Origin of the sequence: Streptomyces sp. SID486, from assembly GCF_009865385.1 — a bacterium.
Classification (GTDB): Bacteria; Actinomycetota; Actinomycetes; order Streptomycetales; family Streptomycetaceae; genus Streptomyces.
In genome coordinates, this window is the sequence record NZ_WWJT01000279.1 from 1 (window position 1) to 13,818 (window position 13,818).

10 protein-coding genes and 2 pseudogenes are annotated in these 13,818 nt (G+C 72.6%); 4 read left to right on the forward strand and 8 right to left on the reverse strand.

Annotated features, from left to right (window positions below):
• Positions 1–96: 96 nt before the first annotated feature.
• Positions 97–1,140, reverse strand: coding sequence for an NAD(P)-dependent alcohol dehydrogenase (locus tag GT045_RS13595; RefSeq protein ID WP_161334316.1), 1,044 nt, complete (start codon positions 1,138–1,140; stop codon positions 97–99).
• Positions 1,141–1,309: 169 nt separating this feature from the next.
• Between GT045_RS13595 and GT045_RS13600 the strand changes: the two genes are divergently transcribed.
• A complete protein-coding gene (locus tag GT045_RS13600) occupies positions 1,310–2,218 on the forward strand; it encodes a helix-turn-helix transcriptional regulator (RefSeq protein WP_161292377.1) in 909 nt (302 codons plus the stop codon).
• A 64-nt stretch (positions 2,219–2,282) separates the two neighbouring features.
• Here GT045_RS13600 and GT045_RS13605 read toward each other — a convergent pair whose 3' ends face one another.
• The 4 genes and pseudogenes from GT045_RS13605 to GT045_RS13620 all read right to left on the reverse strand — a co-directional run bounded on the left by GT045_RS13605 (position 2,283) and on the right by GT045_RS13620 (position 7,978).
• Positions 2,283–5,582, reverse strand: coding sequence for a S8 family serine peptidase (locus GT045_RS13605; protein WP_345942640.1), 3,300 nt, complete (start codon positions 5,580–5,582; stop codon positions 2,283–2,285).
• 173 nt (positions 5,583–5,755) lie between these two features.
• Positions 5,756–5,884 (reverse strand): annotated as a pseudogene (locus GT045_RS13610) (ABC transporter ATP-binding protein); the annotation flags it as partial.
• Between the two features lie 213 nt (positions 5,885–6,097).
• Positions 6,098–7,348 carry an Ig-like domain-containing protein gene (locus GT045_RS13615; RefSeq protein WP_202527972.1) on the reverse strand — a complete coding sequence of 417 codons (1,251 nt, stop codon included), beginning with the start codon at positions 7,346–7,348 and terminating at the stop codon, positions 6,098–6,100.
• A 282-nt stretch (positions 7,349–7,630) separates the two neighbouring features.
• Positions 7,631–7,978, reverse strand: coding sequence for a hypothetical protein (locus tag GT045_RS13620; protein ID WP_161334318.1), 348 nt, complete (start codon positions 7,976–7,978; stop codon positions 7,631–7,633).
• 109 nt (positions 7,979–8,087) lie between these two features.
• On the opposite strand from GT045_RS13620, the gene GT045_RS13625 reads away from it, so the two are divergent.
• Together GT045_RS13625 and GT045_RS13630 are read left to right on the forward strand one after the other, a co-directional pair.
• A complete protein-coding gene (locus GT045_RS13625; RefSeq protein WP_161334319.1) occupies positions 8,088–8,474 on the forward strand; it encodes an LAETG motif-containing sortase-dependent surface protein in 387 nt (128 codons plus the stop codon).
• Positions 8,475–8,516: 42 nt separating this feature from the next.
• Complete coding sequence (locus GT045_RS13630) at positions 8,517–9,308, forward strand: hypothetical protein (RefSeq protein WP_202527974.1); 792 nt, start codon at positions 8,517–8,519, stop codon at positions 9,306–9,308.
• A 151-nt stretch (positions 9,309–9,459) separates the two neighbouring features.
• Here the strand turns inward: GT045_RS13630 and hutH are convergent, their stop codons facing one another.
• The 3 genes from hutH to GT045_RS13645 all read right to left on the reverse strand — a co-directional run bounded on the left by hutH (position 9,460) and on the right by GT045_RS13645 (position 13,146).
• Positions 9,460–10,998: a histidine ammonia-lyase gene (gene hutH, locus GT045_RS13635; protein ID WP_161292394.1), complete on the reverse strand. Its 1,539-nt coding sequence runs from the start codon at positions 10,996–10,998 to the stop codon at positions 9,460–9,462.
• Between the two features lie 88 nt (positions 10,999–11,086).
• Positions 11,087–12,229: a GGDEF domain-containing protein gene (locus GT045_RS13640; protein ID WP_161292385.1), complete on the reverse strand. Its 1,143-nt coding sequence runs from the start codon at positions 12,227–12,229 to the stop codon at positions 11,087–11,089.
• Positions 12,230–12,351: 122 nt separating this feature from the next.
• Positions 12,352–13,146, reverse strand: coding sequence for an enoyl-CoA hydratase-related protein (locus GT045_RS13645; RefSeq protein ID WP_161292388.1), 795 nt, complete (start codon positions 13,144–13,146; stop codon positions 12,352–12,354).
• 191 nt (positions 13,147–13,337) lie between these two features.
• On the opposite strand from GT045_RS13645, the pseudogene GT045_RS13650 reads away from it, so the two are divergent.
• Positions 13,338–13,818 (forward strand): annotated as a pseudogene (locus GT045_RS13650) (hypothetical protein); the annotation flags it as partial.

Sequence of the window (13,818 nt, forward strand, 5' to 3'; positions counted from 1 at the left end):
CGCCAGGGGGCGGGGAAACGCGCCGGGCTGCCGCGGCGGCCGCCGCGGCCGGGACGCTGCCCGGGGCGGACGGCCGCGTGCCGGCCCGGCCGCAGGTCAGATCGTCGCCGTGTCGATCACGAAGCGGTAGCGGACGTCGCTGGCCTGCACCCGCTCGTACGCCTCGTTGATCTGGTCGGCACGGATCACCTCGATCTCCGCGCCCAGCCCGTGCTCGGCGCAGAAGTCCAGCATCTCCTGGGTCTCGGCGATACCGCCGATGCCGGAGCTGCTCACGCTGCGGCGGTGGCCGAACAGCGACTGGAGCGCGATCTGCACCGGCTCCTCGGGCAGGCCGACGTTCACCATGGTGCCGTCCGTGCGCAGCATGCCGAGGTAGGCGGAGAAGTCGAGCGGCGCCGAGACGGTGTTCAGGATGATGTCGAACGTGCCGGCCAGCTCCTCGAAGGTCTCCGGGTCGCTGGTGGCGTAGTAGTGGTCGGCGCCCAGCCGCAGGCCGTCGTCCTTCTTGCGCAGGGACTGGGACAGGACGGTGACCTCGGCGCCCATCGCGTGCGCGATCTTGACTCCCATGTGACCGAGACCGCCCAGGCCGACGACGGCGACCTTCTTGCCGGGGCCGGCGTTCCAGTGCTTCAGGGGCGAGTACGTGGTGATGCCGGCGCACAGCAGCGGCGCGGCGACGTCCAGCGACAGCCCCTCCGGGATGCGGACGACGTAGTTCTCGTCGACGACGACCTTCTCGGAGTAGCCGCCGTAGGTGGGCTCGCCGTCCTTGCCGGTGTCGTTGTAGGTCCAGGTCGGGCCGCCCTGGGTGCAGTACTGCTCCAGGCCGGCCTTGCAGTTGTCGCACTCGCGGCAGGAGTCGACCATGCAGCCGACGCCCACCCGGTCACCGACGGCGAACTTCGTCACGCCGGAGCCGACCTCGGAGACGACGCCCGCGATCTCGTGGCCCGGGACCATGGGGAAGATGCCGGGGCGCCAGCCGTCCTGGGCCTGGTGGATGTCGGAGTGGCAGATACCGGCGAACTCTATGTCGATCAGGACGTCGGACGCGCCGACCGCGCGCCGCTCGATGGTGGTGCGCTCCAGCGGGGCCTTGGGTGCGGGCGCGGCGTAAGCAGCAACAGTGGTCATGCCGGGGTTCTCCTAGCGGAAGTCCTCGTGCCCGGCTGTCTTCCGGCGGGCACCTGTCCAGGGTGCATCGATCCGTGTGCACCACCCACCCCACGGGTTTGCGTACGACCGCTGTGCCTACCACCAGCGAGGACAGGCTCCTGGGCGTACGACCGGGAATACTGGACGCATGGACAGCAGGGACGAGCAGGCGGGTGTGGCGGCCGCCACCGGGCGGCCTCTGGACCGGCGGGCGGAGCTGAGCGAGTTCCTGCGGAGCCGGCGGGCGCGGCTGCAGCCCGAGGACGTGGGACTGACCGCCTTCGGCCGGCACCGCCGGGTGCCGGGGCTGCGCCGCGAGGAGCTGGCGCAGCTGGCCGGGGTCTCGGTGGCGTACTACACCCGCCTCGAACAGGGCAACGGCCGCAACGTGTCGGCGGAGGTGCTGGACTCCATCGCCCGGGCCCTGCGGCTCACGGACGCCGAGCACGCGCACCTCACCCACCTGGCCAAGCCGAAGGCGCACAAGAAGAAGCCGGTGGCACCGCAGCAGCAGGTGCGGCCGGCACTGCGGCAGCTGCTGGCGACCCTGGAGGGCGTACCGGCGTACGTCGTGGGCCGACGGGCGGAGATCCTGGCCTGGAACGGCACGGCGGCGGCCCTCTTCGGTGACTGGGCGGAGCTGCCGGCCGTCGAGCGGAACTGGGCCCGGCTGGTGTTCCTCCGCCCGGACTACCGGGAGCTGTTCGTCGACTGGGAGCAGAAGGCGATCGACATCGTGTGCGCCCTGCGCATGGACGCGGGCTGCGATCCGGACGACGCCCGCCTGTCGGCGCTGGTGGGGGAACTCTCGGTCAAGAGCGAGGAGTTCCGGCGGCTGTGGGCCACGCACGACGTCAAGGAGAAGAGCCATGGCGTCAAGCGGCTGCGGCATCCCCTGGTGGGTGATCTCGCCCTGCACTTCGAGAGCTTCCGGCTGACGGACGGTTCGGACCGGTCCCTGGTCACCTATCACGCCGAGCCGGGCTCCGCCTCCGCCGAGTCCCTGCGGCTGCTGGCCAGCTGGGGCACGGACGCGACGCGCGCCGCGACGCGGTGAGACGGGACGAGGGGCGCACCGGGGGCGGGCCCCCGGTGCGCCCCTCGTCCGGGAGCGCTGCGGTCTACTTGCCGAAGTAGGCGTTGTAGATCGTGATCAGCGACGTGTTGCCCTGCCTGTCGGTGATCTTGGCGCGGAACGAGACGGCCTTGTTCCGCGCCGGGTTCTTCACGGTGATCTTGCCGCCCCGGACGGCGACCTTGGTGAAGTTCCGGCCGTCGTAGGAGACGTAGACGGCGAGGGACTTCAGGTTGCGGCCGGCGGCCGACCCTTCCACGGTGACCGGGAAGGTGACCTTCCGGCCGGCCGCGACCCGGCTGTCCAGGCCGGTCGTGGCGCCGAGGTGCAGGCCGGAGGCCGGCAGCTGGGCGACGTCGGTCGACTGCTTCCTGGAGCGGAACGTCCAGGCCGCGTCGATCCGGGTGGACGCCTCGGACACCTTCGGGGACCGCCTGACCGAGGTGGTCAGCCTGTACGCCGCGTCACCGGCCGGGACCTTGAAGGTCTTGTCGCCGAACAGCGGGTCGTCGTTGGAGCCGACCTTGGTGCCGTTGCGGTACAGGGTGGTGGTCGCCGAGGTGATGTCGGAGTACCCGGCGTCGCGGGCGGAGTCGGCGAAGAGCGGCAGCGAACCGTAGATCTCGTCGCCGGTGCGGAAGAGGCCGAAGCCGGCGCCGACGTGCGGGCCGAAGACCGCGGTGTTGACGGTCCGGGTGTAGGTCCGGCCGGCCGTGAAGGTGAACTGGCCGAGTCCGTAGCCGGCGTCGGTGACCGGGAAGCCGTCCTGGTCCACCCCGCCGTCCTGGCTGAACTCCAGCTGCCACTGCACGCCGCCCCTGGCGGACAGGTGCAGGGTGCGGGTGCCGGGCAGGGTCTGCGGGATGCCGATGGAGGAGGCGCCGGAGCTGTCGGGCAGCCAGCCCACCGCGTTGAGGGTGCCCTTCTTGCCGTGCGCCGCCGCGCCCATGCGGACCTTCACCGTGGCGAGGTCCGCCGCCTTGTAGTGCCTGGTGTAGCCGGTGGCGAGCCGCTTGACCGAGCCGCCCGCGGTGACGTCGTACTGCTCGCTCGCGCCCTTGGTCCAGTGCTGGTCCCACTGCTGCCGCAGCGTGCCTGCGGGGGGCTGCGGGCCCAGGTGGGCGGTGCGGAAGTTCTTGTACGAGTCCAGGAACCAGCCGTAGCCGTACTGGCCGTCGCCGACCGTGACGTCGAAGCCGGGCGAGGCGAACTGGGACTTCAGGCCCGAGGCGGGGACGGTGACGTCGACCGGCCTGGCCTTGCGCGCGTCGATGGTGATCGTCTGCTTCTTGCCGACGACCAGCCTGGGCTGGGCGATCCAGTCGATGCCCTTGGTGGCGTCCTCCGGGTCCCCGTAGATCGCCGTGTTGAGGATGTAGGTGCCCTTGGGTGCGCGCGCCTTCACCGTGCCCGACTTGTCGTAGGGGTTCAGTGACACGCCGCCCGCCAGGCCCGCCACGCCGGAGAGCTCGGCGCCGTAGTAGGGGGCCGGCTTGCCGTCACGGCCGATGAACTTCAGCGTGACGTCGTACGACTCCACCTCCCGCTGCACCGCCGCGGCCGTGCGGACCGTCTGGCCGCCGCCCGTCGCCGTCACGTAGGCGGAGTAGGCGCCGTCGACCGTGCCGCCCAGCCTGGTGTCGGCGGTGAGGCCGACCGCGGCCCTGCCGTGCGCCGGGACCGTCACCTTCGTCGCGCCGAGCTTGAAGAAGCCGGCCGGGGCCGCCGCGCCCTTGGGGTCGGTGGCGGTGCTGGTCAGGGAGAGCGTGACGTCCTTGTCGCCGAGGTTGCGGTACGTCAGCTGCTCGGTGGCCGGCTTGTCGTCGGTGTGCGGCCACTGCTGCACACCGAAGCTCACCGACACCGGATCGGCGACGATCGACTGCTTGATGGCCTTGTCGACGGCGATCCGGCCGGCGCCCTGCTCGAACGGGGTGTACTTGCCGCCCTTCGCGGAGCCGGTCAGGGCGCCCTTCAGCTCGGCGTAGCCCCAGTCGGGGTGCTCCTGCTTCAGGATGGCCGCGGCCCCCGCGACGTGCGGGGTGGCCATCGAGGTGCCGGAGAGGGTGAGGTAGCCCTCCGGCTTCTCGCCGACCTCCTGGTCGATGACGCTGCCCTTGGCCGCGGCGGCGGTGATGTCCACGCCCGGTGCGGTGACGTCCGGCTTGATGGCGCCGTCGCCGACGCGCGGGCCGGTGGAGGAGAAGTGGGCGAGCCTGTCCTTCTTGTCGACGGCGCCGACGGTGAGCGCGGCGTCGGCGCTGCCGGGCGAACCGACCGACCGGGGGCCGTCGTTGCCCGCGGCGATGGCGAACAGGACGCCCTTCTCGGCGGAGAGCTTGTCGACCTCGGCCTCCAGCGGGTCGATGCCGGGGGTGTCGGAGCCGCCGAGGCTCAGGTTGACGACGTCGGCGCCCTGCGCCACGGCCCACTCCATGCCGGCGAGGATGCCGGAGTCGTCACCGGAGCCTTCGTCGTCCAGGACCTTGCCGTTGAGGAGTTCGGCGTCCGGCGCCACACCCTTGTACTTGCCGCCCGATCGGGCGCCCGTGCCCGCCACGATGGAGGCGACGTGGGTGCCGTGCCCGAAGTGGTCCTCGGCGTCGGCGGCGGGGGTGAAGTTCTTGGACTCGAGCACCTGGTCCTTGAGGTCCGGGTGGCTGGTGTCCACGCCGGTGTCCAGGACGGCGACCTTCACGCCCTTGCCGGTGTAGCCGGCCTTCCAGGCGGTGGGGGCGCCGATCTGCGGCACGGACGTGTCGAGGCTGGCCCTGCGGACGCCGTCGAGCCAGACGTGCGCGATCCCGGACGCGGACCGCACGCCGTCGGTGACGGCGGCCCACAGGTCGGCGGTGTCCTGGACCGGGGTCTGCACGGCGTCCGCGTTGAGCGCCTTCAGGCTGCGGCGCAGGGTGCCGGCGTCCCGGACGCCGGACCTGGCCGCCGTGGCGCTGCCGCGGTAGCCGACGATGACCTTCAGGCCGTTCCGCTGGGCCTTGCGGGTGGCGGACTTGTTCAGCTCGGTGACGTCGAACAGGCGCTGGTCCAGGGTGCCGGAGGCGACCAGGCGGGCCGCGTCGGCGGGGACGACCAGCGTGTGCCCGGCGGCCTTGCGGACCTGGAAGGGTATGTGCTCGCGTCCCTCGGCCCGCTGGAGGCCGACGATGCGGCCCTTGGCGTCGAGGGCGACGCGGTCGCCGGTGATCAGGGTGACCTGGTGCTGGGCGGTGCGTGCGGCGGCACCCGCCGGGGCGGATGCCGGTTTCGCCGACGCCGGGCTGGTCATGCCCGCCGCGAGGGCGACCGCTGCGGCGGTGGCCACGCCGGCCGCAGCTGCTCTCTTCACTTGTCTGCGCAAGTTCTCCCCCTGGAGACGGAGTACCGGGTGAATTGCCCCTTCACCCGGCGGGGGATGGATTCGCACAGATGCACGCCGCCCCCCGGGTCACGAAGTATGCCGGGGGGTGATCACAGGGCTCAAGGGATCGGGGAGGGACGGGAAAACGCGGCCGAAAACCGTTACGCGTTCTCCTTCACCGTGATGCGGCCCTTGCGCAGGCCGGCCGGCCGGGGAGCCTTCCTCGCCGGCGCGGAGTCGTGCGTGACCACCATGAAGGCCAGCCCGTGCGCCTTCCACAGGCGTTCGAGCGGTACGAGGGCCGTCTCGCCGTTCTCCTGCGGCTGACCGCTTCCGCCGCCCCGCTGGAAGCCGCCGGAACCCGCGCCACCCCCGGGAAAACGCCGGTGCCGCCCCCGGAAAACGCCGGTGCCGCCCCCGGAAAACGCCGGTGCCGCCCCCGGAAAACGCCGGTGCCGCCCCTCGGGAAGGGGCGGCACCGGAGCGGATGTCGAGGGGGCGCGTCAGGCGGCCGAACCGGCCTTCCACTGCGCCCAGTCCATGTTCCAGCCGTTGAGGCCGTTGTCCGGCGAGACGGTCTTGTCGCCGGTGTGCTGGACGACCACGACGTCGCCGATCAACGAGTGGTCGAAGAACCACGCGGCCGGCATGCCGGGGTCGCCGGCGCCCTTCTTGTCCTGCAGGCCGACACAGCCGTGGCTGGTGTTGGCGCCGCCGAAGACGGACGGGGCGCCCCAGTAGTTGCCGTGGATGAAGGTGCCGGAGCCCGTCAGCCGCATGGCGTGCGGCACGTCCTTGATGTCGTACTCGCCCTTGCCGTCGTCGTCGGTGAAGCCGACCGTCGCGCCGTTCATGCGGGTCTGCTTGAACTTCTCCGAGATCACCATCTGCCCCTCGTACGTCTTGTGGTCGGGGGACCCGGCGGAGATCGGGATGGTCTTGACGACCTTGCCGTCCTGCGTGATCTTCATCTGCTTGGTCTTCGCGTCGACGTACGAGACCTGGTTGCGGCCGATGTGGAAGGTGACCGTCTTCTGCTGGACGCCGTAGACGCCGTTCGCGCCCTCGACGCCGTCCAGCGCCAGCTTCAGCGTGACGGTGGAGCCTTCCTTCCAGTACTCCTGCGGACGGCAGTCCATGCGGTTGGCGCTGAACCAGTGGCAGGCGACCTCCTGGCCGCTGCTGGAGCTGACCGTGATGCCCTTCTGCACGGCGGCCTTGTCGGCGATCGCCTTGTCGAAGTTGATCGAGACCGGCATGCCGACGCCGACCGTGGAGCCGTCGTCCGGGGTGAAGGTGCCGATGAAGCTGTTGGCCGGGGAGACCGTGGTGAAGGAGGCGTTCTCGTGGGCTATGCGGCCCTCGGAGTCCTTGGCCTCGGCGGCGACCTTGTAGGTGGTCGAGCGCTCCAGCTGGGTGGTGGGCTTCCAGCTCTTCCTGTCGGCGGACACCTGACCGGCGACGGCCTTGCCGTCCTGGGTGGTCATGGTGACGCCCGTGAGCGTGCCCTTGCTCACCGTGACGGCGGCGGAGTTGTTGATCGAGGCGTTGGCGGAGCCGTCCTTGGGCGAGATCGTGATCTGCGCCTCCGACGACTTCTGGGCCGCCGCCTCGTCGGTGCGGGCCTGCGAGGAGTCACCGCTGCCGCCGCTCGCGGAGGCCTCTTCGCCGCCGGAACACCCCGTGAGCACCAGCACACCGCCGAGCAGGGCGGACGCAGTCATCAGACGCCTGCGCCGCTTACTGTCCGTCATCACAAGCTTCTCCATCGTTGCCGAGTCGCGTTTACCCCGAGAGTCCCCCGCCACGAATCTTCAACGCTACGGCCGGTTCGTCCCGTTCCCCACCCCTTGCGCCTGTGGGGCATCCCACGTTCACGGAAAACCGGTTCCGCGTGTGATGCCCGCGTGCCCGTGGTGCGGGGGTCGCGCGTGGTGCGGGGTCGCATGGTGCGGGGGTCTCGTCCGTGCGCCCCCCTGGGACGACGAAACCCCGGACGGCGGTCGCCGTCCGGGGTCAAGAGTGCCCCGGGACGCTCAGCCGATGCCGTCCTCTTCCTCTTCGTCGTCCTCCTCATCATCCTCGTCCAGATCCCAGTCGGGCGAATCCGGGTCGCAGTCGATCCGCTCGCTGGACCAGGACGCCTGCTGGAGCTCCACTCCGGGCACCTCGCTGACCAGGTCGAACGGATCGACGAGATAGGCCAGGGCCTCCGCGGTGTCTTCCGTCACAGCCCCCTCGGCCTGCGACCGCTCCTCCGCCGGCAGATCCGGGTCGGCGGTGAGCCGGCTCAGCGCGGCCTTGGTCACCTCGTCCTCGTCCTGCACCTCCAGCACCAGCTCCACCCGAAGCCGTACAAAGCGTGATGTCTCTTCTGTGCTCATGGCGGGAGCGTACGACCGAAACCTCTCGTGACTTTCCTGTGACCCGCGCCTTTCACTAACATCGCCCCACACGGCCAATTCGCCAGCGTCACAAGGGGATCGATATTCCGTGTCATCCGCTCGCCGCCCGCTGCTGACCGCCACCGCCGCGGGCACCCTGCTCTGCGCGCTGTGGTTCGTCCCGTCCGCGAACGCCTCGCAGGAGACCCCGGCGAGAGAGACGGCGGCCATGTCCGCGCCCGCCTCGGCCGCACAGGACACCCGGGCCACACAGGTCACCCACGTCACCCAGGTCACGCAGGCCAGGGCGGTGACGGCGGCGGACACCGGGGCCGCCGGGACCGCCGGGGCCGCGGACCGGTCGGCCGAGGACACCGAACTGGCCGACACGGGCAGCCCCGACACCACTCCGTACGTCGTCGGCGGCAGCCTCTTCCTGGCGGTCGGCGCCGGGTTCGTCATGTACTCCATGCGCCGCGAACGCCTGGGATTTTAATTGCCCTTGACGGAACTTTGACAGCCCGCTCATAGTTCCGCCATGAAGAGATCATCGGGTGTGCGGCTGTGCGCCACCACGGCAGTGGGCGCACTGTCGCTCGCCCTCGTCACGGGCTGCGGCGGCGACGGATCGAAGGACTCCGCGGGCACCCCGGCCGAGGGCGCGGGCAGGCCGGCCACGAAGGCGCTGAGCGCCGCCGAACTGCGCAAGCGGGTCATCACCGACGGCGAGGTCCCCGGATACAAGGTCGGGGCCGTGCCGGCCGGCCGTGCCCAGCTGATCAAGGCCGACGACGCGAAGTGCGAACCGGTCGCCCGGGTCATGTCCGGGTTCGCGCCGGTCCCCGGGGCGGCACGGACCGACCGCATGGCCACGCAGGAACCGCGGAAGACGGGCGGCGCCCGGCCGACGCCCCAGGGGGACCGCGGCGAAGGCGGATTCGAGGCGTCGGTGAACAAGGCCATGACGCGGGACATCACCACGGTCGACCTGTCCTCGTACGAGGGTGACGGCGCGGCGAAGGCGCTGAAGGCGTTCGCCGACGCGGTGAAGGGCTGCGCGGGCGGCTTCGTCGGCAAGCAGGCGGGAACCGCGATGAAGTTCACCCGGCTCACCGGAGGCGGGGCCGCGGGCGCCGGGGACGAGTCGGTGGCGGTCACGGCGGTCACCGACATGGACGGCGGGAAGACCGCGCCCGTCTACGCCGTGGTCGTCCGGCACGGGAACACCCTGGCGTCGTACCAGACCGTGAACTTCGGCGCGATGATGTCCGGCAAGTCCTACGCGGTGTCGCCCGAGGTCGTCGAGGCCCAGTCGGCCAAGCTGAAGTGACCCTCCCCCCGGACAGCCGGACAGCCGGACAGGGGGCAGGGGGCAGGGGACTCACCGCGCGGAAGCCTCCCGGAGCATCGCTCCGAGAGGCTTCCGTCGTGCCACGCTCCGGCAGGCCTCCGTCGTGCACGCGCCCGCCGGACGGCCGGGGTTACGCCAGTGGTCCCGTCACCGACTCGGCGGCGGCCACCAGTTCTCCGCCGCGCACGAAGGCGTCGGCGGCGGCGAGGTCGGGTGCCAGGAACCGGTCCGGGCCCGGGCCGCGCACACCGGCGGCGCGCGCCGCCTGGATCACGGCCCGTGAGGCGGGCGCCGGGGTGAGGCCCTCGCGCAGTTCGACGGCGCGCGTGGCGGCGTACAGCTCGATGGCGATGACCCGGGTGAGGTTGTCCACGGCGGTGCGCAGCTTGCGCGCGGCGGACCAGCCCATGGAGACGTGGTCCTCCTGCATGGCGGAGGACGGGATGGAGTCCGCCGACGCCGGTACGGCCAGCCGCTTCAGCTCGCTGACCAGGGCGGCCTGCGTGTACTGCGCGATCATCAGGCCGGAGTCCACACCGGCGTCGTCGGCGAGGAACGGCGGCAGCCCGTGGCTGCGGTTCTTGTCCAGCAGCCGGTCGGTGCGGCGCTCGGCGATGGAGCCGAGGTCGGCGGCGGCGATGGCGAGGAAGTCCAGGACGTAGGCCACGGGAGCGCCGTGGAAGTTGCCGTTGGACTCCACGCGTCCGTCGGGCAGCACGACCGGGTTGTCGACGGCGGAGGCCAGCTCCCGCTCGGCGACCAGGCGGGCGTGCGCGACCGTGTCGCGTCCCGCGCCGGCGACCTGCGGGGCGCAGCGCACGGAGTAGGCGTCCTGGACGCGCGGGGCGTCGTCCTGGTGGTGCCCGGTGAGTTCCGAACCCTCAAGTACGGCGAGCATGTTGGCGGCGCTGGCGCCCTGGCCCGGGTGCGGCCGGATGGCGTGCAGTTCGGGCGCGAGGACCTTGTCGGTGCCGAGCAGCGCCTCCAGGCTGAGGGCGGCGGTGATGTCGGCGGACTTGTACAGGGTGTCGAGGTCGGCGAGGGCCATGACCAGCATGCCGAGCATGCCGTCGGTGCCGTTGAGAAGGGCGAGGCCCTCCTTCTCGCGCAGTTCGACCGGCTGGATCCCGTGCTCGGCGAGCAGTTCGCCGGCGGGCCGGACGACCCCGTCGGGCCCCTCCGCGTCCCCCTCGCCCATGAGGGTCAGGGCGCAGTGGGACAGCGGGGCCAGGTCGCCGGAACAGCCGAGGGAGCCGTACTCGTGCACGACCGGGGTGATCCCGGCGTTGAGCACGTCGGCCATGGTCCGGGCGACCTCGGGCCGCACGCCGGTGTGTCCCGAACAGACGGTCTTGAGCCGCAGGAACATCAGGGCCCGGACGACCTCGCGCTCCACCCGCGGGCCCATGCCGGCGGCGTGCGAGCGGACGATGTTGCGCTGCAGCTGGGCACGCAGCTCCTGGCTGATGTGCCGGGTCGCCAGGGCGCCGAAGCCGGTGGAGACGCCGTAGACCGGGTCGGGCTTGGCGGCCAGCGCGTCCACGATCTCCCGGGCCGCCGCGAGGGCCGCCACCGCCTGTTCCGACAGCTCGACGCGGGCGCCGCCGCGCGCCACGGCGAGAACGTCGGCCGCCGTGACACCGGACGTCCCCACCACCACAGAGTGCATATCCATATTCAGGAGCGTACGCATTGAATGCGGCACTGTCACTAGTGGAGACCGGGGGTGCCCCTTACCCAGCGGTGTGGCCTTCGCCTCATGGCCGGCGCCCCCGGAACCGGCGCCGTTCGGCGCGCGAGGGCGGCGGCTCGTTCGCCAACCGTACGACGGGGTCGTCCGGCCCCTCCCGGCCGGCCACCACCGGCCGGTCCAGCCGCATGGCCTTGGCCCGGTACTGGGCGGCGTCCGCGAGCCGGAACAGTCGGCGGGCGTCCCGCACCTCGCCGATCGGCTCCTCGGTCGAGGCGACCCCGCACGCGACCCCCTCCCCCAGCTCCAGCTCCCCCGCCCTGCGGCACAGTTCGTCCGCCGCCTTCACCACGTCGCCGGCGGGCTGCCCGACCGCGAGCAGACAGAACTCGTCCCCGCCGAGCCGCGCGGCCAGCGCTCCCGGCACCATCGCGCCGCACAGGGACAGCACCGAACCGAAGCGTTCGAGGAGCCGGTCGCCGACGGAGTGCCCGAGGGTGTCGTTGACCCGTTTGAGCCCGTTGAGGTCGCAGACGACCAGACTGACGACGACCCCTTCCGCGCGGTGCCGCTCGACGGCCTCCTCCAGGCGCACGTCCACGGCCCGGCGGTTGGCCAGTCCGGTGAGGGCGTCGGTGAACGCCAGCCGGCGGGCCTCCTCCAGCCGCTCGGTCTGCGCGATGCCCGCGGCGACGACGGCGGCGAGCACGGTGGCGAAGTCGGCGTCGGCCCGCGCGAACGGGGGCCGGCCGGCCGGGCGCGCCACGTACAGCTCGCCCCAGGCGCGGCCGTGCAGCACGACGGGGGCGACGACGCAGCAGCCGCGGCCCCGGCGGCGCAGGGCGGCGACCCGCTGGTGGAAGTAGCCGGGGGTGCCGGCGGCCTCGCCCTCGGCGGTCTCCACCCAGGCGTTGGGGCCTCCGCCACCGGCCCACCGCTCGTGCAGGAACTCGGTGATCTCCGGGAACTGGTGCACCGGGTACGCCTCGGCCTCCGGGAACTCCTCCTCGTCCGGGGCGCGGTCCCCCACGTTCACCAGGACGCGCAGCCGGCCGAGCCCCCGCTCCCACACCGACAGCGCGGCGAAACGGCCGTCCAGCGCATGGCAGGCGCCGAGGGCGGCGGCCCGCCAGCACTCCCGCGGGGTGTGCGCCGCCGCCATGCCCTGCGCCAGCGCCACGACCGCGGCCAGCCGCTCGTCCTCACCCATTACTCCAGGTTAGGGAGGATTACGGCGTTTCGGGAGGTTGGTGCGGCGATCAGGTGGAACATCCGGCTATGGGGCCTTCACCGGGACGAGGCGCCGAGCCCGCCGCCACTCCTCGCCCCTCTTCACTCCCCGGGCCACTGCGGCGTCCGCTTCTCGTTGAACGCCGCCACTCCCTCCGCCCGGTCGCCGGAGAACGCCACCGAGCGCCAGGCCGCGTCCTCGACCTCCAGACCGGCCCGCAGATCGAGGCCGTGCCCCAATCGCAGCGCCCGCTTCGCCGCGCGCAGCCCCACCGGCGAGTTCGCGGCGATGCGCGCCCCCAGGGCCAGCGCCTCCTCACGGTCCCGGCCCTCCTCCACCAGCAGGTCCACGAGCCCCAGCCCGGCCGCCTCCGCCGCCTCGACGCGCCGGGCCGAGAAGATCAGCTCGGCCGCCCGCGCCGCGCCGACCCGCCGGGGCAGCAGCTGTGTACCGCCGCCGCCCGGGATCACGCCCACGGACACCTCCGGCAGCCCCACCACCGCCGTACGGTCGGCCACGATCAGATCGCAGGACAGCGCCAGCTCGAAGCCGCCGCCCAGCGCGAAGCCGTGCACCGCCGCGACCGTCGGCATCGGCAGCTCCAGCACCCCGGTGTACGCCGCCCGCGCCACCGGCCGCTGCCGTACCAGGTCGGCGTCGGAGAAGGAGTTCCGCTCCTTCAGGTCCGCGCCCACACAGAACGCCCGGTCATGCGACGAGGTCAGGACGACCACCCGGGCCTCCCGGTCACCGGCCAGGGCCGCGCACGCGCCCGCGAGGGAGCGGGCCATCTCCGTGGACACGGCGTTCATCGCCTTGGGCCGGTCCAGCACCAGCTCCGCGACGTGCCCGTGCCGCCGCACCAGTACGAACTCCCCGAACCGCTCCTCGCCCATGGCACCCTCCGGTTAACGCGGGTTAACTCACTGTCGGCCCGATCATCGCAGCCGCACCCGGCGCCGGGAAAGCCCGGGGGGCTACGCCCGTTCGAGTGACAACCCGGCCGTCTCCCCGCACACCGCCCACGGGAGCGCATAGCGTGCGCTCCGCCATGGCGCGCCCCGGGCGCGCGGCGGGGAGGGAAGCGATGACACCGATACCTGCACACCCCGGCACGGCGCCGGGACACGGGCCGGGGAGGGCACCGGGCGTACCGCGCGGGCGGCACCGCAGGCCCCGGCCCCGCAGGGTGCTGTTCGCCGCCGGCGGTCTCGCCCTGGCCGCGGGCGTGCTCAGCCTGGTCCGCATCACCCCGGAGTCCGGTGTCGGCGCCCCCGGCACGGCGGAGGCCGAACCCTGGCGCCACCCGGCCGCGGCGGCCACGGGCCGTTCGGCGGACACCTCGGCCACCACCGCGGCACCGCCCTCGGCTCCTGCCGTCATGGGCGGCAGGAGCCCTGGTCCGACCGCCACCGGCACACCGCCGCCGGACTCGGGAGCGCCCGCGCCCACCCGGGGCGGCCCCGCACCGGCCGCCACCCCGAGCGCGGCCCCGGCCACCACCCCGGCAGGCACCCCGGGCACGTCCACCGGCACCCCGGGCGCGCCCGCCGGCACCCCGCGCGCCA

What these genes read in the sequence shown, in the direction of transcription:
- GT045_RS13595 (WP_161334316.1), bottom strand. Translation starts at nt 1,140, where the DNA reads ATGACCACTGTTGCTGCTTACGCCGCGCCCGCACCCAAGGCCCCGCTG.
- GT045_RS13600 (WP_161292377.1), top strand. Translation starts at nt 1,310, where the DNA reads ATGGACAGCAGGGACGAGCAGGCGGGTGTGGCGGCCGCCACCGGGCGG.
- GT045_RS13615 (WP_202527972.1), bottom strand. Translation starts at nt 7,348, where the DNA reads ATGACGGACAGTAAGCGGCGCAGGCGTCTGATGACTGCGTCCGCCCTG.
- GT045_RS13620 (WP_161334318.1), bottom strand. Translation starts at nt 7,978, where the DNA reads ATGAGCACAGAAGAGACATCACGCTTTGTACGGCTTCGGGTGGAGCTG.
- GT045_RS13630 (WP_202527974.1), top strand. Translation starts at nt 8,517, where the DNA reads ATGAAGAGATCATCGGGTGTGCGGCTGTGCGCCACCACGGCAGTGGGC.
- hutH (WP_161292394.1), bottom strand. Translation starts at nt 10,998, where the DNA reads ATGCACTCTGTGGTGGTGGGGACGTCCGGTGTCACGGCGGCCGACGTT.
- GT045_RS13640 (WP_161292385.1), bottom strand. Translation starts at nt 12,229, where the DNA reads ATGGGTGAGGACGAGCGGCTGGCCGCGGTCGTGGCGCTGGCGCAGGGC.
- GT045_RS13645 (WP_161292388.1), bottom strand. Translation starts at nt 13,146, where the DNA reads ATGGGCGAGGAGCGGTTCGGGGAGTTCGTACTGGTGCGGCGGCACGGG.